This window comes from Kribbella sp. NPDC006257, assembly GCF_040613535.1.
In the GTDB taxonomy this organism is placed as follows: domain Bacteria; phylum Actinomycetota; class Actinomycetes; order Propionibacteriales; family Kribbellaceae; genus Kribbella.
On record NZ_JBEXSJ010000005.1, the window covers coordinates 233,617 to 258,575 of the forward strand.

Sequence of the window (24,959 nt, forward strand, 5' to 3'; positions counted from 1 at the left end):
CTCCTGTGTCAGCGTGCGGTCGATGGCATGAACAACTCGGCGAGATCGTCGAACGAGACCAGCAGTGCGGCGCCGATCAGTCCGGCGAACACTGCGGTGAGAACGCCGGCCATCTGGAGCTCGCCAGCGGTGTCGATGTTCGTTACCAGCCCGCTGAGCGCGATCCCGGCGAGTAGGCCGTTGCGGACCAGATGCTTGCGGCCGAGAGGAGCCCCGCCGGCGCCGAAACAGGCGCACGATGCGCTGACCCCGCGCACCAGCAGCACACCGATCCCCAGGCAGAACACTATGAGCACCCCGAGACACGCCATCAGGCCGACCACGGCCGACACGGGAACGGCCAGCGCACAACCCGATTCGGCCGTGACGATCGCAGCCGCTACGACACCGACGTACCGGCCGGGCACCATTTGTCGCAGAGACTGCCGGAAGCTCGCGAACGTGCGAACCTTCGACACCGCCGCCCACCCGAAGACCGAGGTGAGCAACGCCTGGCTCGCAACAGTCAGGTACTCCACATTCGCTCCTAGGTTCGTTGACTCCCGGAGTGGAGGCTAGGAGCCCGGCATACAGACACCTGCACAGCCGCTGTACAACCGCGATCGGCCGACCGGACGTAGGGTTTCGCCGTGAAGACTCGCACTCGCCGTCCTCGTCCGGCCGATATGGCAGTCCCCATCGGCGCACGGACCGTGTTCACCGACGGAGCCTGCTCGCGGAACCCCGGACCTGGCGGCTGGGCCTGGGCGCTGTCGACGACCGAGTATTCGGCCGGTCACGAGGCGGCCTCCACGAACCAGCGGATGGAGATCCGTGCCGCCCTCGAGGCCGTACGGGCGAACGACGGTCCGCTGCTGGTCGTCTCGGATTCGACCTACGTCGTCAACTGCTTCCGCGACGGGTGGCACACAGGGTGGATCGAGCGAGGCTGGCTCACCTCGGCAAGGAAGCCGGTCGCCAACCGGGACCTGTGGGAACCCCTGGTCTCGCTGGTGGTCCAGCGAGGCGATGTCGCCTTCCAGTGGGTGAAGGGCCATTCCGGCCACGAGATGAACGACTTCGTCGACACCCTGGCCGTCGCCGCCTGCTTCCCCCAACTCTGACGAGAGTGACGAGGTGCAGTCTTTCAGCGCACAGGGTTACCGGTCTGGACCAGAAAGGCCCTTGGCGGTTAGGGCTGGTCGGTTTGCAGGCCGGTGATGAGGGTGTCGATCAGGAAGCGGTAGCTGCGGTCGATGTTGCGGGGGAGGCCGAAGCCGCCGGAGCTCTCGATGTCGGTGAAGCCGTGGATGGCCGAGCGCAGCGCGCGGGCGGCGTCGATGGCGCGGGCGTCGCGGAGCCCGAAGCCGGCCAGGATGTCGAACAGCACCTGGACGGGTGCACCGGCGGCGGCGAGGTCCTCCTCGTCGTCGGGTGCGGGAGCGCGGACAGTGGCCGTATGCCGGCCGGGGTGGTCGAGCACCCAGCGGCGATAGGCGCCGGCGAAGGCGTGCACCGCGTCCGGGCCGGATCGTCCGACGGCGGCCCGGGCGAGCGTGCCGGCAAGTTCGTGTTTGGACTGGATGGAGATCCCGCGGCGAAGCGCCTCGAGGGAATCGACGTGCTTGTACAGCGACGGAGTCCGTACGCCGAGGCGCTCGGCCAGCAACCCCATGCTCACCCCTGCGAAGCCGACCTCGTCGGCAAGGTCGGCACCGGCCGCGACGACCACGGCCGGCGCCAGACCTGCTCTAGGCACGGCTGTTCGTTTGCACGAAGGCGGACACCAGAGCCACCACCTCGTCGGGGAACTGGAGGTGCGGGTAGTGACCTGCGCCCTCGATCATTTCCAGCCGGCCGAGACCGGCCGGCAACGCGGCGACGATCGCCTCGCCTTCTTTCCGCGGGTCCGCCCAGTCAGGGTCGAGCGAACCCTCGACGACCAGGACCGGGCAGCGCACGTTGCCCAGCTGGGCGCCGGCATCGGTGGGCGGCGACTGGCCCATCTTCTGGAACGCCTTCATCCGGCCGGGCTCGCTCAGCGTGGCGTCGTTCTGGGCCAGCCACTCGGTCCAGTCGGCCGGCTTGGTGCCTGGGGTCGCAACGTCGAGGTAGCGGTGCCAGATCGACAGACTGCCGAACAGAACTGTGCCCATCACCCGCAGCATGCCTTTGCGGTAACGGCTGATCCGCATCAGGTCGCCCAGCTTGATCGACTGCTTGCGGGTGAACGGCGCCAGTTCGACGATTCCCGAGATCAGCTCGGGCGCCTGGGCGGCCGCGATGGTGGCGGCGCCGCCGGAGACCGAATGACCGACCAGGACGGCTGGACCGCCGAGGTGGCGGACCACGGCGAGCAGGTCGCCCGCTATGTCGGTCCGGCTGTACGACGGCCACTGCACACTCGACTCGCCACAGCCCCGCAGGTCGACCGAGACCACCCGGTACCCGGCGTCCACCAGGAGCGGCGCCATGAACCGGAACCCCTTGCGGTCATGACCGATGCCGTGGGCAAGCACAACCAGCGGCCCGTCGCCATCGAACACCTGATAGGCGATCGAGCCGCCGTCGACGCTGACGAATTCAGTCATCACAAGCTCCGAGCTTAGGCGAATTTGATTAGCCAGAGGCTAACAGCATTAGCCAACCCCGCCAAGCAGTCTTACTGCCCGAAGCCGAAGGTGCTGTCCGGTCAGCCGAAGACGCGGCGTTGGATTTCTCGGCGGTAGTCCTCGAGGGTGTTGTCCAGGTGGACGGCGGTCGCGCGGGCCGCTGCTTCCGGGTCGCCGTCGCGGATCGCCTGGTAGATGGCGGCGTGCTCCTCGGTGGCTTCCTGGGCGTGGCCACCGATACTGCCGTGCAGACCGATCGCGGTGGACTGGTATTGGAGGCGGCGGGCCTCGCGTACTGAGGCGACAAGGAAGCCGTTGTGTGATGCGGTGGCGATTCCGAGGTGGAAGTCGTCGTCGCCGCGCTCGAAGAGCGACGCTTGCCCGGTCAAGTGACCCTGGCGGCAGGTCTCGGCCGCTGCTTCGATGGCCCGCAGCTCCGCCGGGGTGGCGCGGGTCGCGGCCAGCCGGCTGGCCGCGGTCTCCTGGACCCGGCGGAACTCGAAGAGCATGTAGACGTGATCGAGGTCGGTCGGATGGAAAAACCCTCCCCAGCGGGCCGAGCCCAGCATCCCGTCGTCGTCCGAGACGTAGAGCCCGCGGCCCTTCTGGGCCCGGATGCGGCCGATCGCGGAGAGGATCTTGACCGCTTCCCGCACCACCGTCCGGCTGCAGCCGAGCCGGGCGGCGAGTTCGTTCTCGGTCGGCATGCGATCACCCGGCCGCAACTCCAGCTCCGCGATGAGCCGCAAGATCTGCTCGGCCACCACTTCGTAGCCCGGCCGGTACGCACCGGGCTCCCGCGTGGATGGGCCGGCCGGAAGGGACACGCTGTCCACCTGGCTGCCTCCTACGTCAAGGGACGTCAGAAAAGAGTCTGGCTCTTCCTCGACGCCGGTCCTGAGGATACAGCCAGCCGAGCCCCCGGGATCTGACGAGCGGAAAAATATTAGTAAGTCTCATCTCTTGACGGACCGTCATCTGACAACTGTTATGTGTTACCTATTCTCGTGATCAGCCGGTGACACTGCGTCAGCCGCCTCCCGACCGGACTGCCCGACCGAACCCGCCCCTCCGGAAAGGTGAAACACCCATGCATCCAGGCATCAGCTCGTTGATCGCCGCGGTCATCGCGGCGCCCACCGCCCTCATCGGGCCGCTGCTCGTCGTCCCTCCCGCGCAGGCCGCGGAGACGACGATCGTGCGGATCGTCGTTGCCCCCGACGGCAACGACCGCAACCGGGGGTCCACCGGCAGTCCGGTTGGCACCCTCGCCAAGGCCCAGGAACTGGCGCGTGCCCAGTCCGGTCAGGCCGACGTCGTCGTGGAACTCGAAGGTGGTGTTCACCGGCTGTCCGAACCGCTGAGGTTCACCGGTGCCGACTCGGGCCGCAATGGCCACAAGGTCACCTGGCAAGCAAGCCCCGGCGCGACGCCGATGGTGTCCGGCGGGCAGCCGGTGAGCGGCTGGACGCAGTACGACGCCGGCCCGAACGTCTGGGTCGCCTCCGTTCCGCAGGGCGCCGATTCCCGGCAGCTCTACGTGGACGGAACGCTGGCGCCGCGCGCCTCGATACCCCTGTCGCGCAACGACGTACGGTTCACCACCAGCGGCATGACCATCACGAACTCCGCGCTGAACTACCTCGCCACGTTGCCGCAGCAGAACCGGATCGAGCTGGAGAGCCTGAACTCGTTCACCGACCGGTACGCGCCCGTACAGAGCATCAGCGGCACGACCATCACCATGCAGCAACCCGCCTGGAACAACAACAACTGGGGTTACGACACCCTCGCCAGGCCCTTCGCCGGCGGCACCCTGACGCTGCACAACTCCTATTCGTTCCTGCGTAACGCGGGCCAGTGGTACCTCGACCCGCAGGCCGGAAAGCTTTATTACAAGGCGGCAGGCGGTCAGTCGCCCGTCGGCCATGACATCGTGTTGCCGCGCTTGACCTCGCTGGTCCAGGTGAGCGGCACTCTCGCGAACCCGGTCCACGACATCACCCTGCGGGACATGGTCTTCGAACACACCACCTGGCTGCAGCCCGGTACGTCGATCGGCTATGCGAATCAGCAGAGCGGCGCGTTCATCCCGGCCGCCTATCAGATGCCCGGCGACTTTCTGACCTCGTGTCAATCGGGCTGCCAGCAATTCGAGGCCACCCGTAACGGATGGGGGCAGGTGCCGGCCGCAGTACAGGTCTCTGCCGCCACGGGTATCACCATCACCAACAACACCTTCCGCCACCTCGGGCAGATAGGTCTCGGGATCGGCAACGACGCGAACGCGAACCAGTCGGGTGTCGGCCTCGGCGCCGCGAACATCACCGTTTCCCAGAACACCTTCACCGACCTTTCCGCTGGCGGGATCCTGATCGGCGGAGTCCGTCCGGACGCGCACCACCCGAGCAACCCCGCGATGGTCAACAGGGACATCGTGGTCAGGAACAACCTGGTGACCGACGTCGCCAAGGACTACAAGGACATGGCAGGCATCCTGTCCACGTACGCCACCCGCGCCTTGATCGAGCACAACGAAGTCTCCAACCTCGCCTACGACGGCATCGACGTCGGCTGGGGCTGGGGCGCCAACGACCCCGGGGGAAGCCAGGACTACCGCAACCGTGGTCTGTACAACTACCAGCCGGTCTATACGACTCCGACGACGCTGCGCGAGACCATTGTCAGGTCCAACGTCGTCCACGGCACCAAGAAGTCTCTCCACGACGGAGGCAGCCTCTACAACTTGTCCGCCAACCCTGGTGGCTCGATCGATCACAACCTGGTCTACGACAACCGCAGTACGGTCGGCCTGTACCTCGACGAAGGCTCGCGCTATGTCTCGGTGGCGAACAACGTGGTCATCGACAGCGGCGTCCTTGCGTTCACCAACGCCAGCAGCACCAACAACACGACCGACAACGTCTTCGACGGCAACTGGTACAACACAGGCTCGATCAACGTGGCCACCGGAGCGCCGCACAACAACGTTCTCCGGGGCAACGTCCAGGTCAGTGGTTCCTGGCCGACTGCCGCGCAGCAGGTGATCGCTGGCGCAGGCATCGAAAAGGCGTTGCGGCCCAGCACAGGCGAGCTCTTCGGGCTGGCCGCTGGGAAGTGCCTGGACGTACCGAACAACAGCACCACTCCAGGGACGCAGCTGCAGATCTGGGGATGCGTCGGCGGGTCCAACCAGACCTGGAGCCGTACATCGACGGGTCAGCTGACGGTCTACACCGGGGGCAACCTGCGGTGCGCGACCGCGCTGAACAACCAGACCGCCAACGGCACCCCGGTGGTGATCTCGCAGTGCACCGGCGGGGCCAACCAGCAGTGGCAGTTCAACACCAACGGCACGATCACCGGCGTACAGTCCCGGATCTGCCTGGACATCAGCGGGGCCGCCACCGGCAACGGCGCCAAGGTCCAGCTCTGGGCCTGCAACGGCGGCGGCAACCAGCAATGGACGCTGTCATGATGGCGACAAGCAGGCGCGCAGTCCTGAGCTGCCTTGCGGCCTTCGTGCTCCTCCTCGGAGCTCTTGTCCACCAGGCGACGCCCGCCGCAGCGGCGTCCTTGGTCGAGGTGACGAACTTCGGTGCCAACCCGAGCAATCTGCGGATGCACATCTACGTGCCCGACCGGCGCCCGGCCAAGCCGGCGATCCTGATGGCCGTTCACTACTGCGGCGGCTCCGGCCCGGCCTTCTACGGCGGGAGCGAGTTCGCCCGGCTGGCGGACCAGTACGGGTTCATCGTGATCTACCCGAGCGCGACCCGCAGCGGCAACTGCTTCGACGTCTATTCGTCTCAGGCACTGCGCCGCGACGGCGGCAGTGATCCGGTCGGCATCAAGTCGATGGTCGACTGGGTGGTGGCCAACCGCTCGGGTGACCGGGACCGGGTGTTCGTCACCGGGGCCTCCTCCGGCGCCATGATGACCAACGTCCTACTGGCCGACTATCCCGATGTCTTCAAGGCCGGCGCGGCGTTCAGCGGCGTACCGGACACCTGCTTCGCCACCACGCCGCCCAACACATGGAACGGAGCCTGTGCCGGCGGCAACGTCATCAAGACCGCACAGCAGTGGGGTGATCTGGCCCGCGGCGCGTACCCCGGCTACACCGGACCGCGTCCACGCGTGCAGCTGTGGCACGGCACCACGGACGACACCCTGCGCTATCCCAACTTCGGGGAGGAGATCAAGCAGTGGACCAACGTGCACGGCCTGAGCCAGACCCCGACGTACACCGACAGCCCACAAGCCAACTGGGCCCGTACCCGGTACGGCGGTACTGGCACCACCGCACCGGTTGAGGGCATCAGCCTGCAGGGCGTCGGGCACAGCCTGCCGATGCCCGGCATGGCCGCCATGGCGATCGCCTTCTTCGGCCTGAACTCTGATACACCGCCACCGCCCACCGGCTCGGTACGCGCGGTGGGCGCGGGCAGGTGCCTGGACGTCAACGGGGCCAGCACGACGCCGGGGACGCAGCTGCAGATCTGGGACTGTAACGGCGGCTCGAACCAGACCTGGAACCGTACATCGACGGGTCAGCTGACCGTCTACAGCGGCGGCAACCTGCGGTGCGCGACCGCCCTCAACAACCAGACCGCCAACGGCACCCCGGTCGTGATCGAGCAGTGCACCGGCGGAACCAACCAGCAGTGGCAGTTCAACACCAACGGATCCATCACCGGTGTGCAGTCCGGGAGTTGCCTGGACGTCAGCGGCGCAGGCACCGCCAACGGCGCCAAGGTCCAGCTCTGGACCTGCCACGGCGGCACCAACCAGCAATGGTCACTGTCCTGACCAACGCTCTGTAGGTGCCGGACCACCACCGTCAGAGGGTGGTCCGGCACCCTTGATCTGATGTCCTGGTGAGCTCTGGGTTACAAGCCCCAGCCGTACCTGACCCGGTCGCGACCGGAGCCGTTGCGGACAGTAAGATCGATGTTGGTGCCACTGCCACCCTGGGAAAACATCGAATACCAGTCGAAACCGCCACCGTCGGTGCGCTTTCCACCGATGCCTGGCCAGTAGGTGCCGCCCATCTGGTTGTCACGCATGACCTGGGTGGCGGCCCGCAGGTAGCGCACGAAGTTGTCGGTGCTGGACGCGTTGGCGTAGTTGAGTCCGTTGGACATCGGAGCGCCGTACTCGGTCATCACCGCGCGCGAGGCGCAGTTGCCCAGCCGCGTCTGGATGTAGCTGCGCCAAGCGTCGTACGTCATCGAGCCGGCGAAGAACGTGTACGTGTGGAAAGACATCAGCGTGCCGTTGAAGCGGCTGTCGTTGCAGATGTCCCGCAGGTCCTGGCTGAAGCCGGTACCGCCGATGAGCACCCGGCTGGGCACGGCCGAATAGTGATACCTGAGCCATTCGGCGGCGACATTTCGCCACTCCGTCGAGCTGTAGCCGTGCGGCTCGTTCATCGGCTCGAAGTACACATTGGTGTTGGCACCGTAGGTGCTGGTCACTCGCGACCACATCGTGTTCCAGGCGGCGTAGTTCGTCACCTTGCCACCCGAAGCTGCGGCGTCCTCCCAGTAGGCGAGGATGACCTTGAAGCCGCGCGCGGTCGCCGCGTCGATGGCGCCCCGGTAGGCCTCCCACCAGGGAGTGCCTACGGTCTGCGTGTTGATCGGCAGCCGGACGGTGTTGACGCCCATCGCCGCCATGTCGTCGTACACGGCGTTGGCCTTGGCCCGCACGGTCGCGTTGCTGTCGGTCTGACTCAGGCCCGAGATGACGAGCGGATTCTTGTTGAAGTTGTCACCCAGAACAGCCCAGTTCATTCCGCGGAACTGGTTGGTGGCTGCACTGGCCGGCGCTGAAGTGGCGACTACGCCACCTAGCGCGAGGGTGGTCGCGACGAGCAAGGTCAAGGTTCTTCGGATCATGTTCTCGCCCCTTCTGAGCGGCTCGAGGTTGCGACATGTGCAAGAAATGTCTGCCCCGCGCCGGGCTGTGTCCAGCCGCCGATCAGAGATAGGCACGAACGTTCACACTCGAACAAGCCAGCAAATGGGACTGAATCATTTAAGTGCCGCAGATAGATAAGACTGAAGTATTGCGCTGTCCGTAATCCCTCCCGTACGGTCTGCAACTGACCGAACGGTTCGACACCCACCGCCCCGGGAGTCCCCATGGTTCGACCGCGAACTGCCACCGGCTCGCACGTCGCCGGCGCCAGCCCTCCGCTGCAGGCCTAGCCCACTTCGCATCGCTGACACCTGGCTTCGCGCTGCCCGCTTTGGGAGCGCTCCCGCCAGCACCGTACGCCCTGAGCGACCAAGGAGGAAGTATGTCCCCGCAGATCCATTCCGCCCGATGGTGGCGCCGGCCACTGGTCACCACGGTGATCGCCGCCCTCGCCGTCACCGCCACGACGGCCCTCGTACCGAAGGCGGCCGCGACCGTCGACGCTGCCAGCACGCTCGGGGCCGCAGCGTCCCAATCAGGCCGGTACTTCGGCGCCGCCGTCTCCGCCGGCAAGCTCGGCGACACGCAGTACACGACGATCCTCGACCGCGAATTCAGCTCGATCACGCCGGAGAACGAGATGAAGTGGGACAGCACCGAGCCGTCCCGCAACAACTTCACCTTCAGTTCTGGGGACCGGATCGCCAGCCACGCACGCAGCCAGAACAAGCAGTTGCGTGGCCACACCCTGGTCTGGCACGGACAGTTGCCCAGCTGGGTGAGCGCCATCCGTGACGCCAACACCCTGCGCAGCGTGATGAACAATCACATCACCCAGGTGGCGGGCCACTACCGCGGTCAGATCTACGCATGGGATGTGGTCAACGAGGCCTTCGCCGACGGCAGCAGCGGCCAGCTTCGTTCGTCGGTGTTCAGCGATGTCCTCGGCACCGGGTTCATCGAGGAGGCCTTCCGTACGGCGCATGCCGCGGATCCCGCCGCCAAGCTCTGCTACAACGACTACAACATCGAGGACTGGAACGCGGCCAAGACCCAAGGTGTCTACCGGATGGTCCGCGACTTCAAGTCCCGCGGCGTCCCGATCGACTGCGTCGGTCTGCAGTCCCACTTCGGCAGCGGCGGCGCGCCCAGCAACTTCCAGACCACGCTGTCCAGCCTGACCGCACTCGGCGTCGACGTCCAACTCACCGAACTCGACATCGCTCAGGCGTCCTCGAGCGCGTATGCCAACACTGTCCGGGCGTGCATGAACGTACCGCGCTGCGCCGGGATCACCACCTGGGGTGTGCGGGACAGCGACTCCTGGCGCGGGAGCGAAAACCCCTTGCTGTTCGACCGAAGCGGCAACAAGAAGCCGGCGTACGACGCGGTCCTCACCACGCTGAACGGAACGAGCAGCGGCGGGCCGATCCAGGTCGGGGTCAACTATCGGCTGGTGGCGCAACACAGCGGTAAGTCGGCTGACATCACCGGAGCGTCCACCGCGGCCGGCGCCGTACTGCAGCAGTGGTCGACGTCCAGTGGTCTCAACCAGCAGTTCGACTTCCTCGACTCCGGCAGCGGCTACTACCGGATCAGGGCTCGGCACAGCGGCCTGGTTCTGCAGGTGGCGAGCTCCAGCACCGGCGCGGACGTTACGCAGCAGCCCGACACGAACTCGGCAGCTCAGCAGTGGCAGGTCACCGATCAAGGCAGTGGTGTCGTGAGTCTCATCAACCGGCAGAGCGGCCTGGCGCTTGACGTTTGGGGAGCGTCCACCGCCGACGGCGCACGGATCTCGCAATGGACCCCCACCGGCAACTCCAACCAGCGCTTCCAGCTCCAGCGCCTTTAGAAGGAGACCGACATGCATCGCAGGAAACGACCTCGCGTGACGGCATTTGCAACGGTGCTCGCGCTGGTGGCCGGCCTGGTGGCTGCCGCCAGTGCGACCCCCGCCCACGCGGCCACGGTGGACCCGAACGCCTGGTACGTCCTGGTCAACCGGGCCAGTGGCAAGGCATTGGACATCTCAGGAGCCAGCACTGCCGATGGTGCTGCGGCGCAGCAGTGGTCGCGCCACGACGGCACCAACCAGCAGCTCCAGTTCGTCGATTCCGGCGGTGGGTACTACCGGCTGCGGGCGCGGCATTCCGGCAAGGCGCTCGACGTGGCCAACGCCTCGACGGCCGACGGTGCCGAGGTCGTGCAGTGGACCGACCACAGTGGAACGAATCAGCAGTTCCGGTTGGCGGACTCAGCTGACGGCCAGGTGCGCCTGATCAACCGCAACAGCAACAAGGCGCTCGAGATCGCGAGTGGATCCACGGCGGACGGAGCGAGAGTCGTCCAGCGCACCGACGGTGGCGGCACCAACCAGCAGTGGGCACTCGTCCCCATCGGTACCGGCAACCCCGGCAGTCAGCTGCCGTCCACCTTCCGGTGGTCGTCCAGTGGCGTGCTGGCCGGGCCCAAGGCCGACGCACAGCACCCGAACCGCTATTCCATCAAGGACTTCTCGGTCGTCCGGTACAACAACCAGTGGCTGATCTACGCCACCACCGCGGGGTCGAACGGTTGGGGTCTGGTGAACTTCAACTTCGGTGACTGGTCCCAGGCCGCGGCGGCTCCGCACACCTACCTGGACACGGCTTCAGCGATCGGGCCGGGCTACCGTGCCGCGCCCCAGCTGTTCCAGTTCGGTCCGCAGAACCTGTGGTACCTGGTGTACCAGACCGCGCCACCGACGTACTCGACCAGCACCAACCCGGCCGATCCGCGATCGTGGTCGGCGCCACGGACGTTCATCGCGCAGGAACCCGACATCGTGCGGCAGAACAAGGGCGACGGCACCTGGATCGACTTCTGGGTCATCTGCGACACCGCCAACTGCTTCCTGTTCTTCAGCGACGACAACGGCCACATCTACCGGGCCCAGACCACCCTCGCCAACTTCCCGAACGGATTCGGCAACACCCAGATCGTGCTGTCGGACTCCAAGTTCAGCCTGTTCGAAGCGACCAATGTCTACAAGGTGGCCGGGTCCAACCAGTACCTGCTGATGGAGGAGGCGATCGGCGGCACCGGACGGCGCTATTTCCGGTCCTTCACCTCCACCAGTCTCACCGGTAGCTGGACCCCGTTGGCCGCGACCGAAAGTCAGCCCTTTGCCGGCCGTAACAACGTGACCTTCCCCAACGGAGCCTGGACCCAGGACATCAGTCATGGCGAGCTGGTCCGGGCAAGCAACGACCAGACGCTGACCCTTGATCCCTGCCGGCTGCAGTTCGTCTACCAGGGCCAGGACCCCGGTGCCGGTGGCGATTACCTGAAGCTGCCCTGGCGAATGGGCCTGCTCACCCAGACCAACTCCTGCTGACCCGTCCTACTCAGCTCCAAAGGGTGTGACCTGCTATGCGAACCAACTTCAGGGCGGCCGTCTGCGCCGTCCTCCTGATAGCCGCCGGTACGACGGCAACTGTGATCAGCTCAGCGCCAGAGGCCGCCGCCCACGCGGTCAACCCAGCCGACTTCCAGCAAGTCGAACTGGCGCGTGGAGTGGCCGAGCTGGGCGAACCGATGTCGCTGGCGGTGCTGCCGGACCGCTCGGTCGTGCACACCGCCCGCAACGGCACCCTGCGCCGTACGACGGCGGCCGGCGCGACCAGCGTGATTGGCACCTTGCAGGTGTACTCACACGACGAGGAAGGGCTGCAGGGGATCGCGGCCGACCCGAACTTCGCCACCAACCGCTTCATCTACCTGTACTACGCGCCGCCACTGTCCACGCCGGGCGGTGACGCCCCGGAGAACGGGACGGACTTCTCGGCGTGGAACGGCGTGAACCGGCTGTCGCGCTTCACCCTCAATGCCGACTACACGCTGAACATGGCCAGTCAGAAGACGATCCTGGAGGTCGGGACCAGCCGCGGCGTCTGCTGCCATGTCGGCGGCGATCTCGACTTCGATGCCGCGGGCAACCTTTATCTGTCCACCGGGGACGACTCGAACCCGTTCGCCTCCGACGGCTATGCGCCACTCGACGAGCGCTCCAACCGCAACCCCGTGTTCGACTCCCAGCGCAGCGCCGGCAACACCAACGACCTTCGCGGGAAAGTCCTGCGGATCAAGGTGAACGCCGACGGGTCGTACTCGATCCCGGCAGGCAACCTGTTCCCGCCGGGCACCGCGCGGACCCGGCCGGAGATCTACGCGATGGGCTTCCGCAACCCGTTCCGGATGAACGTGGACAAGGCGACCGGCGTCGTCTATCTCGGCGACTACGGACCGGACGCCGGTTCGGCGAGCGCAAGCCGTGGTCCCGGCGGTCAGGTGGAGTTCAACCGGATCACCTCGGCCGGGAACTACGGCTGGCCGTACTGCACCGGTACCAACACCACCAACGAAACCTATGTGGACTACACGTTCCCGTCGGGGCCGTCCGGGGCTCGGTTCAACTGCGCCGCGCCGGTCAACAACTCTCCGCACAACACCGGCCTGACCAACCTGCCGGCCGCGCGGCCGGCCTGGATCAAGTACGACAACTGCTCGCTGGCCGCCTTCGGCTGTGGCTCGGAGTCCCCGATGAGCGTGCCGGTCTACCGGTACGACGCAGCCAACCCGTCATCGGTCAAGTTCCCTCAGGCCCTGGACGGCCACGTCTTCGCCGGCGAGTTCGGCCGGCGCTGGATCAAGGTCATCGACGTGAACTCCGACGGCTCGGCGGGGCAGATCAACCCCTTCCCCTGGCGCGGCACCCAGGTGATGGATTCGGCCTTCGGCCCGGACGGCGCGCTCTACGTCCTCGACTACGGCACCGGCTGGGGGAGCGGGGACGCGAGCTCGGCGCTCTACCGGATCGAGTACAACCCAGGAGGCAATCAGGCGCCGGTCGCGCGGGCTGCTGCGAACCAGACCTCCGGCGCAGCCCCGTTGGCCGTGACCTTCTCGTCGGCCGGCTCCTCCGACCCGGAGGGCGGTGCGCTGACCTACGCGTGGAACTTAGGCGACGGAACCACTTCCACGGCGACCAACCCGAGCCACACCTACACCGCGAACGGCCAGTACACGGCCACCCTCACCGTGACCGATCCCGGCGGCCGCTCCGGGAACGCCAGTGTGATCATCTCCGTCGGCAACACGGCCCCGACGGTCACGCTGAATACACCTCAGAACGGGAGCCTGTTCAGCTTCGGCGACACCAAGCCGTACACGATCACGGTCTCCGACCCCGAAGACGGCACGATCGACTGCAGCCAGGTGAAGCTGAGCTACCTGCTCGGGCACGACAGCCACGCGCACCTGATCACGACCCAGAACGGCTGCTCGGGCAACCTGACGATTCCGCCCGACGGTGAGCACGACACAGCGGCCAACCTGTACGCCGTGTTCGACGCCGAGTACACCGACAAGGGTGCGAACGGCCAGCCGCCGGTGACCACTCATACGCAGTACGTCCTGCAGGACCGGCATCGTCAGGCGGAGCACTATGGGACTCAATCCGGTACGACGCTGTACGACAAGACGGCCGCAGAGGGCGCCAAGACCGTCGGTGACATCAACAACGGCGACTGGATCGCCTTCCAGCCGTACGCGCTCACCGGCGAGACGCGGTTCACTGCCCGGGTTTCCTCTGGTACCTCAGGCGGCACGCTGTCGGTGCGGATGGGTTCGGCGACCGGGCCGGTCCTCGGAACGGTGACAGTTCCGAATACCGGTGGGTGGGAGACCTTCACCGATATTTCGACCAACCTGTCCAACATCCCGGCGGCGAGCGGCACGCTCTACCTGACGTTCGCCGGTAGCGGCACGGGCTATCTGTTCGACTTGGACGCTTTCAGCTTCGGTACATCGACAGGTGGGGGTACCGCTCGGCCGATCACCGGGATCGGCGGCAAGTGCATCGATGTCAGCGGAGCCGCGTCCACCGACGGCGCGAAGCTCCAGCTCTGGACGTGCCACGGTGGCACCAACCAGCAGTGGACCCGCACTGGCACCACGCTCCAGTCGCTCGGCAAGTGCATGAGTGTGACCGGCGGCAGCAGCGCCGACGGCACCGCGGTAGAGCTGCGGACCTGCAACGGATCCGCGGCGCAGAACTGGACGATGCCGGCCGACGGCACCATTCGCAACGGCACCAAGTGCCTGGACGCCAACGGAGCCAGCTCCGCGGACGGCACCGCACTGATCATCTGGACCTGCAGCGGTGGCACGAACCAGCGCTGGACCCAGTCAGCCTCCGCCGCCACCGCTGGTGCATCGGCCAGCGCCGCCGACCCGCCGTACGACGTCCTCGTGTTCTCCAAGACGGCCGGTTTCCGGCATGACTCGATCCCGGCCGGCATCCAGATGATCCGCGAGCTGGGCGCCGCCAACGGCTTCACCGTCACCGCAACGGAGGACTCGAACGCGTTCACCGCCGCGAACCTCGCGCAGTACGAGAGCGTGGTCTTCCTCAACACCACCGGCGACGTTCTCAACCCCACCCAGCAGACCGCGTTCGAGTCCTACATCAGGGGCGGCGGCGGGTACGTCGGCATCCATTCGGCGGCCGACACCGAGCACGACTGGCCGTTCTACGGCGACCTGGTCGGCGCGTATTTCGTCTCGCATCCCGCGATCCAGCAGGCGACGGTTCGCGTCGAGAACAGAGCACACCAGGCCACTCAGCACCTCGCACCCAGCTGGGTGCGCACCGACGAGTGGTACGACTACAACCGCAACGTCCGGTCGACTGCCCGGGTCCTCGCGACCCTCGACGAGTCGACGTATTCGGGCGGCGCGATGGGCGCCGACCATCCACACACCTGGTGCAAGACGATCCAGAACGGACGGTCCTTCTACACCGGCAGTGGCCACACCCAGTCCACCTTCGCCGAGAGTGGCTTCCGCTCGATGATCCTCGGTGGTATCCGGTACGCCGCCAATCGGACCAAGGCGGACTGCCGGCCGGAGACGGGTTACACCACGCTGTACAACGGATCCACCACCGGCTGGTCGCAGGCCGGACCGGGTGCCTTCAGCAACAGTGATGCCACGCTGACCTCGTCCGGCGGTCTGGGCATGCTCTGGTACAGCGCCAAGGAGTACCGGTCGTATTCGCTCAAGCTGGACTGGCGGATGCCCGGCGACGACAACTCCGGCGTTGTCCTCGGATTCCCGGCCGGCAGCGATCCGAACGCTGCCCTCAACCAGGCGTACGAGGTACAGATCGACGCCACCGACACGGCCGACAAGACCACCGGTTCGGTTTACGGCTTCAAGTCTGCGGACATCGCCGCCCGCGACGCCGCACTCAACCCGCCGGGGGAGTGGAACACCTACGAACTGCTGGTCGAAGGCGAGCGGCTCCAAGTGTTGCTCAACGGGGTGAAGATCAACGACTTCACCAACACCGACCCGGTGCGGTCGTTGACCTCGGGCTACATCGGGATCCAGAACCACGGAACCGGCGACGACGTGTCGTTCCGCAACATCCGGATCAAGGAACTCGGCGGCACTGTCCCGCGCACCGGACCGATCACCGGTCCGGGTGGCAAATGCGCCGATGTCAGCGGCGGCAGCACCGCCGACGGCACCAAGATCCAGCTCTGGACCTGCACCAACGGCGCGAACCAGCAGTGGACGGTCAACGGCGACACGTTGCGCGCGCTCGGCAAATGCATGACCGCCGCGGGCACCGGCAACGGCGTACCGGTGCAGTTGTCCACCTGCAACGGCAGCGGCGCCCAGAACTGGACAGTCGGCGCCAACAGCTCGCTCGTCAACCCGCAGTCGGCCAAGTGTCTCGACGCCAACGGAGCCAGCACGGCCGACGGCACCCAACTGATCATCTGGACCTGCCACGGAGGCACCAACCAACGCTGGACCCGGCCATGAAGTCAGCACAGAACAGGAGAAATTCATGAGACAGAGACGCCTTCTACGGTGGTGCTTGGCACCGATTGTCACTGCTGCGCTGGTTCTCACCGGTGCGACTGCGGCACAAGCCCAGCCGGCGCCCGCGGATGTTGCTCCGCTGGCGGGATCCGCGGGTTGCGGCAAGGCTCCTACGCTGCGAAGCGGCACCTACACGATCCAGAGCAGTGGCAAGAACCGCAGCTTCATCCTGAGCGTCCCGGACAACTACACCAGCAGTACGCAGTACCGGCTGATCTTCGGCTATCACTGGCTGGGCGGCACCATGCAGCAGGTCGCTTCTGGTGGCAGCGACGGCGACGTGTACGCCCACTACGGACTGCGGGCACTGGCCAACAACACCGCGATCTTCGTTGCTCCGCAGGGCCTCAACAACGGCTGGGGCAACTCGAACGGCGAGGACGTCACGTTCACCGACGACATGATCCGGCGGATCGAGGGTGACCTCTGCGTCGACACGACACAGCTCTTCGCCATCGGCTTCAGCTACGGCGGCGCGATGAGTTACGCCCTCGCCTGTGCGCGAGCGACGACCTTCCGTGCGGTCGCCGCGATCGCGGCACCCGGCGGGATCAGCGGATGCAGCGGCGGTACCCAACCGTTCGCCTACATGGGAATCCACGGCGTCTCGGACAACATCGCCAACGGACGGGCACTCCGGGACAGGTTCGTCCGGAACAACGGCTGCACGCCACAGAATGCTCCGGAGCCGGCAGCGGGTAGCCGTACCCACATCAGCACCACCTACTCGGGATGCCGCGCCGGCTATCCGGTGGTCTGGGCCGCGTTCGACGGCGGTCACCAGCAAGGTCCGGTCGACGGATGCGCAGGGTGCGAGAGCGGCGCCAGGAGCTGGGTCAAGAACGAGGTATGGAAGTTCTTCACCGGAGACACAATGCCGACCCCCACCGCGTTCCGGCTGCGCAACGAGTCCGCCGCCCGCTGCCTGGACGTCAACGGCGCGAACTCCGCCAACGGCACCGCGACCATCGTGTGGGACTGCCACACCAACGCCAATCAGCAGTTCACCCGCACCGGGCAGTCCCTGCAGGTACTGGGCAGATGCCTCGAAGTACCCACCAACGCCGGTGTCGGCACCCGATCCCGGATCTGGGACTGCAACGGCGGCGCCAACCAGCAATGGAACCTCAACGACAACGGCACCATCAGCAATCCGCAAACAGGCCTCTGCCTAACGACTGAAGGCACCACCAACGGCTCCCTCACAAGCCTCGCCACCTGCACCAACGCAGCCAACCAGCACTGGCCCAAAGCCTGACAACAGTGGAGGACGGCGGCACCGCCGTCCTCCCAATCAGCATCAGGACGTCGGCTCGATGACTTCTTTGATCAGCCACTCGACAGCGCGCTCCGGGTAGGGTCGCGGGAGCGAGAGGACGATGTGATCGAACCCCAGTGCGATCGCTCTGCGCACGATCGCACGCGTCTCGACCGGGTCGGAGTACGAGACGATCTGCTGCAGCGACCGGCTGATCGTCGCGGGGTCCCGGCCGACTCGCTCGCATTCCGAGTCGAGCCGTCGTAGCCGATCGGCGAGTGTGTCGAAGTCGGTGTGTGGCGGGCCACTGATGTTCCAGCTGTCGGCGTACTCCGCGACCAGTCGCAGCATGCGGTTGCCCCAGCCGCCGATCAGAAGTGGCGGACCGGGGCGCTGGATCGGCTTCGGCTCGTTCCGGTTCTGCTCGACGGTGTAATAGCGGCCGTGGAAATCGAAGACGTCGCGCGTCCACATCCCGCGCAGGATCTGGATGGTCTCGCGAAGCCTGTCGACCCCCTCGCCCGGCGGCACGAGCGTCAGTCCGTAGGCGGCGTACTCCTCGATGGCCGGGTTCGGGCCGGGAATTCCGCTCAGGCCCGCCGGCTGATGGGTCCCGCCGGCCCCGAGACCCATCACGAGCCTCCCGCCGGAGATGACGTCGAGGGTGGTGGCGATCTTGCCGAGCACCGCCGGCGGGCGGATGCGGTTGCTGGTCACGAGCAGACCGAAGCGGAGGCGGGCGGTTTGCGCGGCCAGCGCGGTCAGCAGTGTCCAGCCCTCGTAGATCTCGCCGTCCTTGGGGCCGGCGAGCGGGAGGTAGTGGTCCCACAGCCAGGCATCCCGGATCTGCGGGGCTTGGTCGGCGTCGAGCCAGACCCGCCGGATCTCGGCATACGGGACATGCATCGGGGTGGTCTTCAGGCCGAAGGTCACAGTCATATCGTCAGGGTAACTGATGATCAGCTGACCTGATGGTCAGGCCAGCGGTAGATTGTGCGGTATGGCGTCCGACCGGTTGGGGTATTTGCTCAAACACGTGCTGGCCGAGCTCACTGCGGCCCAGGCGGCAGCGCTCGCGCCGTACGGGATCAATGGCCGCGATCTCGCCGTACTCTCGGCCGTCGCGTCCGGGGAGCCGTTGTCGCAGCTGGAAGTCGCCGCTCGGCTTCGGGTCGACCGGACCTCGATCGGTGATCTGCTGGACGGCCTGGAAGAACGCGGCCTGGTAGAGCGTCGGCGCAGTACTGAGGATCGCCGCCGCAATGTGGTCGTGCTGACACCGCAAGGCGAGTCCACCTTCGAGACGGCTGAACGAATCCGGCTGGACGCCGAGCGCGAGTTTCTCGCCCCCCTCCCGCACCCCGACCGCTTCCGAAAAGACCTCCGCCTACTGCTCGGCGAATGAACCTCAAGTACCTCGGTTCAGGAGTTCGGTGGTTGCCTGCCAGAGGCGTCGTTCGCGGTCGGGGTTGTGGGCGACGGGGTGTACTTCGGTCAGTTGTGTCTTCAGCACGAAGGCGCCGTCGCGCAGGTGTGCCCACTTGTCGTCGAGGGCCAGCGCGGCCAGCAGTCGGCCTGAGCGCTGCGGTGTGGAGACGCCCGGAATCTGGCCGAGTACGCGGCTGATCGTCTGTAGCACCTTCGGGGCGCCGCGACCGAGCGCGGTGCCCGGCATCCAGCCCGGTTCGAACACCGAGACATTGATCCCGGCAGCGGCTCGACGCTGCAGTTCGTGGGCGTAGTACAGGATCGCCAGCTTGGCGTTGGAGTAGGCCTCACCGGACGCTGCCATGCCGGGTGCCTGCTCGCCGGTGGCTGGGCGGGCGAGCTCGACGGGGTCGGCCCACTTGGCTTCGGGCACGCTCAGCAGCTTGCGCCAGAAGTTGGCGTGATAAGTGTTCGAACCGAGCAGCACGACCCGTGCCGGGGCGGTGAACGAGGCGAGCAGATCGCCGATGAGCTGGGCGTGGGCGAGATAGTTGACGGCGAACGTCATCTCATAGCCGTCAGTCGAGGCACGCCTGGTGTCGGGCGACATGGTGCCGGCGTTGGCGACCAGCGCGCGCAGCGGCCTGATGCCGCCTGTGGCCAGCATGTCCCGCACCGTGGCTGCGGCGGCACGGACCTCGGCCAGCTTCGACAGGTCGCAGCCGATCTCCTGGACGCGCGCCCCGAGGGCACGGGCCTCCTCGGCGACTGCCGTCAGATCGGGCCCGGCGCGGCCGACCAGCAGCAGATCCGGTCGCTGCGCCTCCGGGCGGCGGGCCATGGCGAGCGCGGCACGGCGGCCGAGGTTGCGGGTCGGGCCGGTGATCAGAACAGTTCCAGGTTCGGTCATAACCGCAGCCTCCTGGAACAGACCGGGCCGCAAACAGTCGTCCGGTTTTCGTAGGACTACCAGGGCCAGGACAACGCTCTGCGCGCTCGCGCACACTGGACCCTGTGGAAGCGTGGGAGTTCGGCCGGACGGTACGCCGCTGGCGCGACCGGGTGGCACCCGAGGCCGTCGGCGTGCCGGTGGGTCGCCGACGCCGGGCCAGCGGGTTGCGCCGCGAGGAGCTGGCCGCGCTCGCCGGCATCTCGGCCGACTACCTCACCCGCCTCGAGCAGGGACGGGCGACCGCGCCGTCAACGCAGGTAGTGGAGTCACTTGCGCGGGCACTGCGCCTGGCCGACACCGAACGCGACCTGCTCTACCGGTTGGCCGGACACGTCGCACCCGGCCCGGACATCGTTCCGTCCCGGGTGACTCCGAGCGTGCAACGGCTGCTCGACCGGCTGTCGCACACCCCGGTGGTCGTCTACGACGCCAGCTGGATGCTCGTGCTGGCCAACGCGCCGTACGACGCGCTCATGGGCGACACGACTACTTGGCGCGGCCTGGACCGCAACGCTGTCTGGCGCAACGTGACCCGCCTCCCGTCCCGGGTCGTGCACACCGCACAGGAGCAAGCCGAGCACGAGGCTCGTCTCGTAGCCGACCTTCGCCTGACCGCCTCGCGCTACCCGGCCGACCGTGCGCTACGGCGCCTGATCACCGACCTGCTCTCCGGCAGCCAACGTTTCGCCGAACTCTGGGACGCCGAGGCACCGCCGCCGCCGGCCGACCCGTCGCGGCTTAAGACCATCGACCACCCGGTGGTCGGACCGATCACCCTGGACTGTGACACGTTGCTCGTCACCCTGGACGACCTGCGGATCACCGTCTACACAGCCGAGCCCGGCAGCGAAGACGCCGACCGCCTCGACCTCGCGGTCGTCCTGGGTACCCAGTCGCTGAGCCCATCAGTTAAGGGATTTTGACCTTGACGATCTGGTTCTTCCGGAGGTCGCTGCGGGTCATGGCGATCAGCTGCATCCAGAGCTTCTTGATGTTGACGTGGTCGGGCACCACGACCACCCGCTTGGTCTTCTTGAGGTTCGACAGCATGTAGTTCTTGAGCTGCTCGGGTGTCCAGATCGTGCCCTTGGGGTGGCCGAGTTTCGCCGGTAGTGCGGCCCGCAGGATGTCGCGGTTGGCTGCGGCCTGCGGCGTCACGCCGTTGCAGAACTCGGTGATCGCGAAGGTCGACCACTCCTCGCTTCCTTGCCAGCCCCTGGTCTTGGTTTTGGTCAGCGTCGACTTCGGGTCCGATGGCGGCGGCTTGCCCTGCTCCTGAACGGGTGCGTTGTTCCATTTCATCTCGAAGTGGTAGAAGTGCGGCTCGTTGTTCTCGTCCACGTGGAACCCGATCCGGTCGATGCCCTGATTGGAGCGGATCTGCCCGGAGACGATGACGTCCATCTTCGGGATCTCCGATCCGACCTGGTTCCGGTCGATCTGATCGGTGGCGAAGTCCTCGAAATCGCTGCCCCAGTTGGGCGGAGCGATCGGCCCGACCCGTTGCACCGGGGGAGCCGCGGCAGGCGCGGAGCCAGCTCCGATCGTGGCTTCCTCCACGGTCGCGGTGGGCTCCGGCAGCGCGTTGACCATCCCCTCGAACGCTTCCAGCCCGCCATAGGCCGCAGCCAGACCTTGGACCGCCGCGGGAAGTCCGGCCAACGCCCCGCTCGTCAAGGCATTCTGTACTGCGGACGTCAGCACCTTCTTCATCCCGCGATCGAAGCCTTCGCCCCACGTCTGATCCCGGGTCGCCGTGTCGACCGCACCGCTGATGCCACCGACCACAGCGCCCTCGACCATCTTGGGCCCGGTGGTGGCAGCGAATTGGCGGAAGGCGCCAGGCGCGGCACTTCTCGCCGCAAGTCCCGCTGCCTCCGACAGAGCCGAAGTCGCCGCGCCGTTGGCGACCACCGGCGCCACCGCGTTGAGCATGCCGTCGACCGCGCCGCTGACGAACGCCTGCGCACCGTCGGCGCCGACGACGTCGAAGCGGTCGCCTCTGGCCAGCTTGTTCGCCACCACCTTCGCCATCGCGCTGGCTACAGCGGCCCGGGCCACCGCCGCCAGCGCCATCTCGACACTCGCCACTCCGCCGGTCATCACCGTGGCCACCAGGCCAGCGGCCATTTCCAGCGCACTGGCCACCGCGGCTTCGAGTTCGTCGCGGTACTTGACGAAGACGTCCAGCGCGCCGGTAGTTGCCGCGGTCAACCGATCGATCTCGGCCTGCTGAGCGGGCGTCGGGTTGTTGCCGGCCCGGGCGACCGCCGCCTGCAGTTCACGGTTCTCGTCCTCGAGCGCACCCGCCGCGCCGGTCAATGAGCCGGCACCGGACGACGTCTCCCGCTTGACCGCGGCATCGATCCAGACCGCGCGTTCGGCCGGACTGAGGTGCGACGGTTCGAGCAGCAGCTGGATCTTGTTCTGGGTCGCTGTGCCGAGAGCCGCGACCTTGGCGCCGAAATCGGCATCCGCCGCCAGCGTTCTCCGATCGGCCGCCGTGGCGAAGGTGCTGAGCAGGAACAGGACGTAGTCGTCCATCCCCGGATTGGCCAGCACGTAATTCAGCCGCGGCCGGAAGTCCGCGAAGACGTAGCTGAGCAGCCAGCCCTTCTCCGCGGCAACCGTGTACTGATCGACATAACGCCGGAACGGGCTGCTCGCTTCGCCGTACGCGGTCCGGAACACGGCATGCGCGACCGGCTCCGCGTTCCGCAGTACCTGGAAAACCGAGCCGAGCCCGTTCCCGCCCAGCTGGCGGAGCCGCACCACCACCGGATCCGCCAGCTGCGTCGAATCCGCGGTCAGCCCGACCATCGCGTTGAGCCGGTCCCGATCCTCCTTGTTCAGCCCGCCGAGGGTGTCGTCGATGTTCTTGAGCCGCGGATCCTTGGCCTTGACCGCCGCGACGAAGTTCGCCACCTGGCTCGCGGTGGCATGCGCCGCGGCGTCGAAGATGAAGTCGGTGTCGGCGGTCGTGTACCCCGACGTACCGATCTCGACGGTCCGGATCAGCCGGTCCTCGGCGGCGATGCCTTTGTCGAAGAACATCAGCGCCCGCTGCTTGGTGTGCAGCGAAGTCTCCTTGCTCAGGTATTCCTGGACAGGAGTCTGGTACGACGCCTGGAAGTCGGCCGCGATCTGCTGAGGGTCCTCGCGCTGCAACGCGTCGAACAGCAGCGGAGCGTCATTGGTACCGCCGACCGTGGCGATCTTGACGTCATCGGCCGCCCGCGGTTTGCCGAACGCGATCACCGCGGCGATCCGGAACCGCTGCGCGAAGGTGGCCCACAGCGTCTCTTGCATGATGGCGCCCGCGATCCGGCTGCTGGAACCGTTCGGCAACTTGTAGTCGGTGCCGTAGTCCTTCCCGTACGACGCCGTGAAGTCGGCTTCGGCGGCAGCTCGCTCGGCGTACAGAACCGGAGCAATCCGTACTACGGTCGCCTCGTCGGTCAGCGCGCCGTGAATGGCGATGTAGATCTTGTCGGCCGGCCGCAGCTTGCCGTAATCCAGATAGCACTGGGCGCGGACGGCATCCGCCCAGCTCAATTTGCTCTTCAAGTCATCGCGCAGAACGCGGTGGTACTTGTCCTTGTACTTGGTTTCGAGCTCACCTTGATGACCTTGCTGTAACAGCAGAGTCATCAGCAGCGATGGGACATTCAGGCTCACCGCCACCAACCATCCGTACAGGTCGTCGACGGCCTGATCGACCCTTCCCGGCGCAGCCTCGTTGGCTCGCTGAACCTGCGGGGTCAACGCGCGACCCGTCGCCCGATTTCCGACCGTGGTCTGCAGGGCGAGCGCCAGCAGTCCACTGTTCTTCGGCGGTCGGTTCTTCGCACCCGGCCGAGGAGCACCCTTGTCCCCAGACCGACGCTGCTCGGGCAAAGCCATACCGCCATCGTCCCGGTCCGCACCCCACCCCCCGAGCCCATCAGGGAGCAACGACCGGGCAGCAAACCCTGCCCCATCGGGCACTCTGGCTGGGTGTTACCGGGCCAGGAAATCGCGGAAGGCTGCTGCCGCGGGGGTGAGGGGCCGTTCGTCGAGGACCATCAGGCCGATCGCCGGGTGGCTGAGGTGGGTGAGGGGATAGATCTCGACCGGTGGTCCCGGAGCGTGCGCGGCGGAGGCGGCGACCAAGGCGACGCCCAGTCCGGCGGCGACGAGTTCGCGGATACTGGCGGGGCTGTAGGTCTCGAACTCGATGCGGGGGACGAATCCCGCCGCGGCGGCGGCCTTGACGAGGATGTCCTGCAGCCCGCTGCCGGCCGGGAGACAGACGAAGCTCTCGTCCCGCGCGGCGGCCAGACTTCCGGCCGGATCGCTCATTCGGTGCCCCGGAGGACTGACCAGGACCAGGCTTTCCTCGACCAGCGGCCTGGCGACGTACCGGGCGGGCAGGTCGGAGTGGATCGGGCCGAGCACCACATCGAGTTCGCCGTTGTCGAGACCCTCGAGGAGGTTCTCCATCAGTCCGGATCGCAGCGACAGGCCGAGACCGGGATAGTGCCGGCGGAACTCGGCCAGCTGCACCGCCAGCTGGAGGGTGCCCATCACCTGGGTGGCGCCGATCCGCACGCGGCCCCGCAAGACCGACGAGAGCTGGTCGATCTCTGCGCGGGCACCGTCCAGCTCGTCGAGGACGCGCCGGGTCCGGGCCCAGAACAGTTCACCCGCGTGGGTCAGCGAGACCCGGCGGGTACTTCGCTCGAGCAACACGGTCCCGAGTTCGGTCTCCAGCCGCCGGATCTGCGCGGAGATCGCCGGCTGGGCGATGTGCAGACTTTCGGCCGCGCGGGTGAAGCCCCCATGACGGACGACGGCATCGAAGTAGACCAGCTGGCGTAGCTCCACC

At 66.8% G+C, this 24,959-nt stretch carries 18 protein-coding genes; 9 read left to right on the plus strand and 9 right to left on the minus strand.

Annotation, left to right across the window (positions count from 1 at the left end):
- Window positions 1-8 precede the first annotated feature (8 nt).
- Window positions 9-518 (minus strand): MauE/DoxX family redox-associated membrane protein, encoded by a 510-nt coding sequence (locus ABZ004_RS09025; protein ID WP_355679233.1) that lies wholly within the window; start codon window positions 516-518, stop codon window positions 9-11.
- A 111-nt stretch (window positions 519-629) separates the two neighbouring features.
- Between ABZ004_RS09025 and ABZ004_RS09030 the strand changes: the two genes are divergently transcribed.
- A complete protein-coding gene (locus ABZ004_RS09030) occupies window positions 630-1,103 on the plus strand; it encodes a ribonuclease H (RefSeq protein WP_355679234.1) in 474 nt (157 codons plus the stop codon).
- Window positions 1,104-1,171: 68 nt separating this feature from the next.
- Here ABZ004_RS09030 and ABZ004_RS09035 read toward each other — a convergent pair whose 3' ends face one another.
- The 3 genes from ABZ004_RS09035 to ABZ004_RS09045 form a co-directional block, all read right to left on the minus strand.
- Window positions 1,172-1,738, minus strand: coding sequence for a WHG domain-containing protein (locus ABZ004_RS09035; RefSeq protein ID WP_355679235.1), 567 nt, complete (start codon window positions 1,736-1,738; stop codon window positions 1,172-1,174).
- Window positions 1,731-2,570 (minus strand): alpha/beta hydrolase, encoded by an 840-nt coding sequence (locus tag ABZ004_RS09040; protein ID WP_355679236.1) that lies wholly within the window; start codon window positions 2,568-2,570, stop codon window positions 1,731-1,733. Before ABZ004_RS09040 ends, ABZ004_RS09035 begins: the two co-directional genes overlap by 8 nt.
- A gap of 101 nt (window positions 2,571-2,671) precedes the next feature.
- Window positions 2,672-3,427: a FadR/GntR family transcriptional regulator gene (locus ABZ004_RS09045; RefSeq protein WP_355679237.1), complete on the minus strand. Its 756-nt coding sequence runs from the start codon at window positions 3,425-3,427 to the stop codon at window positions 2,672-2,674.
- Between the two features lie 254 nt (window positions 3,428-3,681).
- Between ABZ004_RS09045 and ABZ004_RS09050 the strand changes: the two genes are divergently transcribed.
- Both ABZ004_RS09050 and ABZ004_RS09055 read left to right on the plus strand, forming a co-directional pair.
- Window positions 3,682-6,069 carry a ricin-type beta-trefoil lectin domain protein gene (locus tag ABZ004_RS09050; RefSeq protein ID WP_355679238.1) on the plus strand — a complete coding sequence of 796 codons (2,388 nt, stop codon included), beginning with the start codon at window positions 3,682-3,684 and terminating at the stop codon, window positions 6,067-6,069.
- Entirely contained in the window at window positions 6,069-7,403 is a 1,335-nt protein-coding gene (locus ABZ004_RS09055) for a PHB depolymerase family esterase (RefSeq protein ID WP_355679239.1), read from the plus strand. Before ABZ004_RS09050 ends, ABZ004_RS09055 begins: the two co-directional genes overlap by 1 nt.
- A gap of 80 nt (window positions 7,404-7,483) precedes the next feature.
- On the opposite strand, the gene ABZ004_RS09060 is transcribed toward ABZ004_RS09055, so the two are convergent.
- The gene (locus tag ABZ004_RS09060; protein ID WP_355679240.1) at window positions 7,484-8,494 is read right to left on the minus strand and encodes a cellulase family glycosylhydrolase; all 1,011 of its coding nucleotides are present in this window, start codon (window positions 8,492-8,494) and stop codon (window positions 7,484-7,486) included.
- A gap of 404 nt (window positions 8,495-8,898) precedes the next feature.
- On the opposite strand from ABZ004_RS09060, the gene ABZ004_RS09065 reads away from it, so the two are divergent.
- From ABZ004_RS09065 to ABZ004_RS09080, 4 genes are read left to right on the plus strand one after another with little or no spacing between them, the layout of a single operon-like run.
- Window positions 8,899-10,371, plus strand: coding sequence for an endo-1,4-beta-xylanase (locus ABZ004_RS09065; protein ID WP_355679241.1), 1,473 nt, complete (start codon window positions 8,899-8,901; stop codon window positions 10,369-10,371).
- A 36-nt stretch (window positions 10,372-10,407) separates the two neighbouring features.
- On the plus strand, window positions 10,408-11,895 hold the full coding sequence (locus ABZ004_RS09070; RefSeq protein WP_355679242.1) for a non-reducing end alpha-L-arabinofuranosidase family hydrolase: 1,488 nt from the start codon (window positions 10,408-10,410) through the stop codon (window positions 11,893-11,895).
- A gap of 35 nt (window positions 11,896-11,930) precedes the next feature.
- Complete coding sequence (locus ABZ004_RS09075) at window positions 11,931-16,394, plus strand: ThuA domain-containing protein (protein WP_355679243.1); 4,464 nt, start codon at window positions 11,931-11,933, stop codon at window positions 16,392-16,394.
- Window positions 16,395-16,449: 55 nt separating this feature from the next.
- On the plus strand, window positions 16,450-17,712 hold the full coding sequence (locus ABZ004_RS09080) for a ricin-type beta-trefoil lectin domain protein (RefSeq protein ID WP_355679244.1): 1,263 nt from the start codon (window positions 16,450-16,452) through the stop codon (window positions 17,710-17,712).
- Window positions 17,713-17,754: 42 nt separating this feature from the next.
- Here ABZ004_RS09080 and ABZ004_RS09085 read toward each other — a convergent pair whose 3' ends face one another.
- Window positions 17,755-18,651: an LLM class flavin-dependent oxidoreductase gene (locus ABZ004_RS09085; RefSeq protein ID WP_355679245.1), complete on the minus strand. Its 897-nt coding sequence runs from the start codon at window positions 18,649-18,651 to the stop codon at window positions 17,755-17,757.
- A 61-nt stretch (window positions 18,652-18,712) separates the two neighbouring features.
- Here ABZ004_RS09085 and ABZ004_RS09090 point away from each other — a divergent pair, with 61 nt between their 5' ends.
- Window positions 18,713-19,117 carry a MarR family winged helix-turn-helix transcriptional regulator gene (locus ABZ004_RS09090; RefSeq protein ID WP_355679246.1) on the plus strand — a complete coding sequence of 135 codons (405 nt, stop codon included), beginning with the start codon at window positions 18,713-18,715 and terminating at the stop codon, window positions 19,115-19,117.
- A gap of 3 nt (window positions 19,118-19,120) precedes the next feature.
- On the opposite strand, the gene ABZ004_RS09095 is transcribed toward ABZ004_RS09090, so the two are convergent.
- Window positions 19,121-20,050 carry an SDR family NAD(P)-dependent oxidoreductase gene (locus tag ABZ004_RS09095; RefSeq protein ID WP_355679247.1) on the minus strand — a complete coding sequence of 310 codons (930 nt, stop codon included), beginning with the start codon at window positions 20,048-20,050 and terminating at the stop codon, window positions 19,121-19,123.
- Between the two features lie 104 nt (window positions 20,051-20,154).
- Between ABZ004_RS09095 and ABZ004_RS09100 the strand changes: the two genes are divergently transcribed.
- Window positions 20,155-21,015, plus strand: a complete 861-nt coding sequence (locus ABZ004_RS09100; RefSeq protein ID WP_355679248.1) for a helix-turn-helix transcriptional regulator — start codon at window positions 20,155-20,157, stop codon at window positions 21,013-21,015.
- On the opposite strand, the gene ABZ004_RS09105 is transcribed toward ABZ004_RS09100, so the two are convergent.
- The gene (locus tag ABZ004_RS09105) at window positions 21,002-23,995 is read right to left on the minus strand and encodes a hypothetical protein (protein WP_355679249.1); all 2,994 of its coding nucleotides are present in this window, start codon (window positions 23,993-23,995) and stop codon (window positions 21,002-21,004) included. The genes ABZ004_RS09100 and ABZ004_RS09105 overlap by 14 nt on opposite strands.
- A gap of 96 nt (window positions 23,996-24,091) precedes the next feature.
- Window positions 24,092-24,958 carry a LysR family transcriptional regulator gene (locus ABZ004_RS09110; RefSeq protein ID WP_355679250.1) on the minus strand — a complete coding sequence of 289 codons (867 nt, stop codon included), beginning with the start codon at window positions 24,956-24,958 and terminating at the stop codon, window positions 24,092-24,094.
- Window position 24,959 lies beyond the last annotated feature (1 nt).

Bases quoted from the DNA above. Each gene is read 5' to 3' on its own strand.
- ABZ004_RS09055 (WP_355679239.1), top strand. From the start codon at position 6,069: ATGGCGACAAGCAGGCGCGCAGTCCTGAGCTGCCTTGCGGCCTTCGTG.
- ABZ004_RS09105 (WP_355679249.1), bottom strand. From the start codon at position 23,995: ATGGCTTTGCCCGAGCAGCGTCGGTCTGGGGACAAGGGTGCTCCTCGG.
- ABZ004_RS09090 (WP_355679246.1), top strand. From the start codon at position 18,713: ATGGCGTCCGACCGGTTGGGGTATTTGCTCAAACACGTGCTGGCCGAG.
- ABZ004_RS09060 (WP_355679240.1), bottom strand. From the start codon at position 8,494: ATGATCCGAAGAACCTTGACCTTGCTCGTCGCGACCACCCTCGCGCTA.
- ABZ004_RS09095 (WP_355679247.1), bottom strand. From the start codon at position 20,050: ATGACCGAACCTGGAACTGTTCTGATCACCGGCCCGACCCGCAACCTC.
- ABZ004_RS09065 (WP_355679241.1), top strand. From the start codon at position 8,899: ATGTCCCCGCAGATCCATTCCGCCCGATGGTGGCGCCGGCCACTGGTC.
- ABZ004_RS09050 (WP_355679238.1), top strand. From the start codon at position 3,682: ATGCATCCAGGCATCAGCTCGTTGATCGCCGCGGTCATCGCGGCGCCC.
- ABZ004_RS09040 (WP_355679236.1), bottom strand. From the start codon at position 2,570: ATGACTGAATTCGTCAGCGTCGACGGCGGCTCGATCGCCTATCAGGTG.
- ABZ004_RS09085 (WP_355679245.1), bottom strand. From the start codon at position 18,651: ATGACTGTGACCTTCGGCCTGAAGACCACCCCGATGCATGTCCCGTAT.
- ABZ004_RS09075 (WP_355679243.1), top strand. From the start codon at position 11,931: ATGCGAACCAACTTCAGGGCGGCCGTCTGCGCCGTCCTCCTGATAGCC.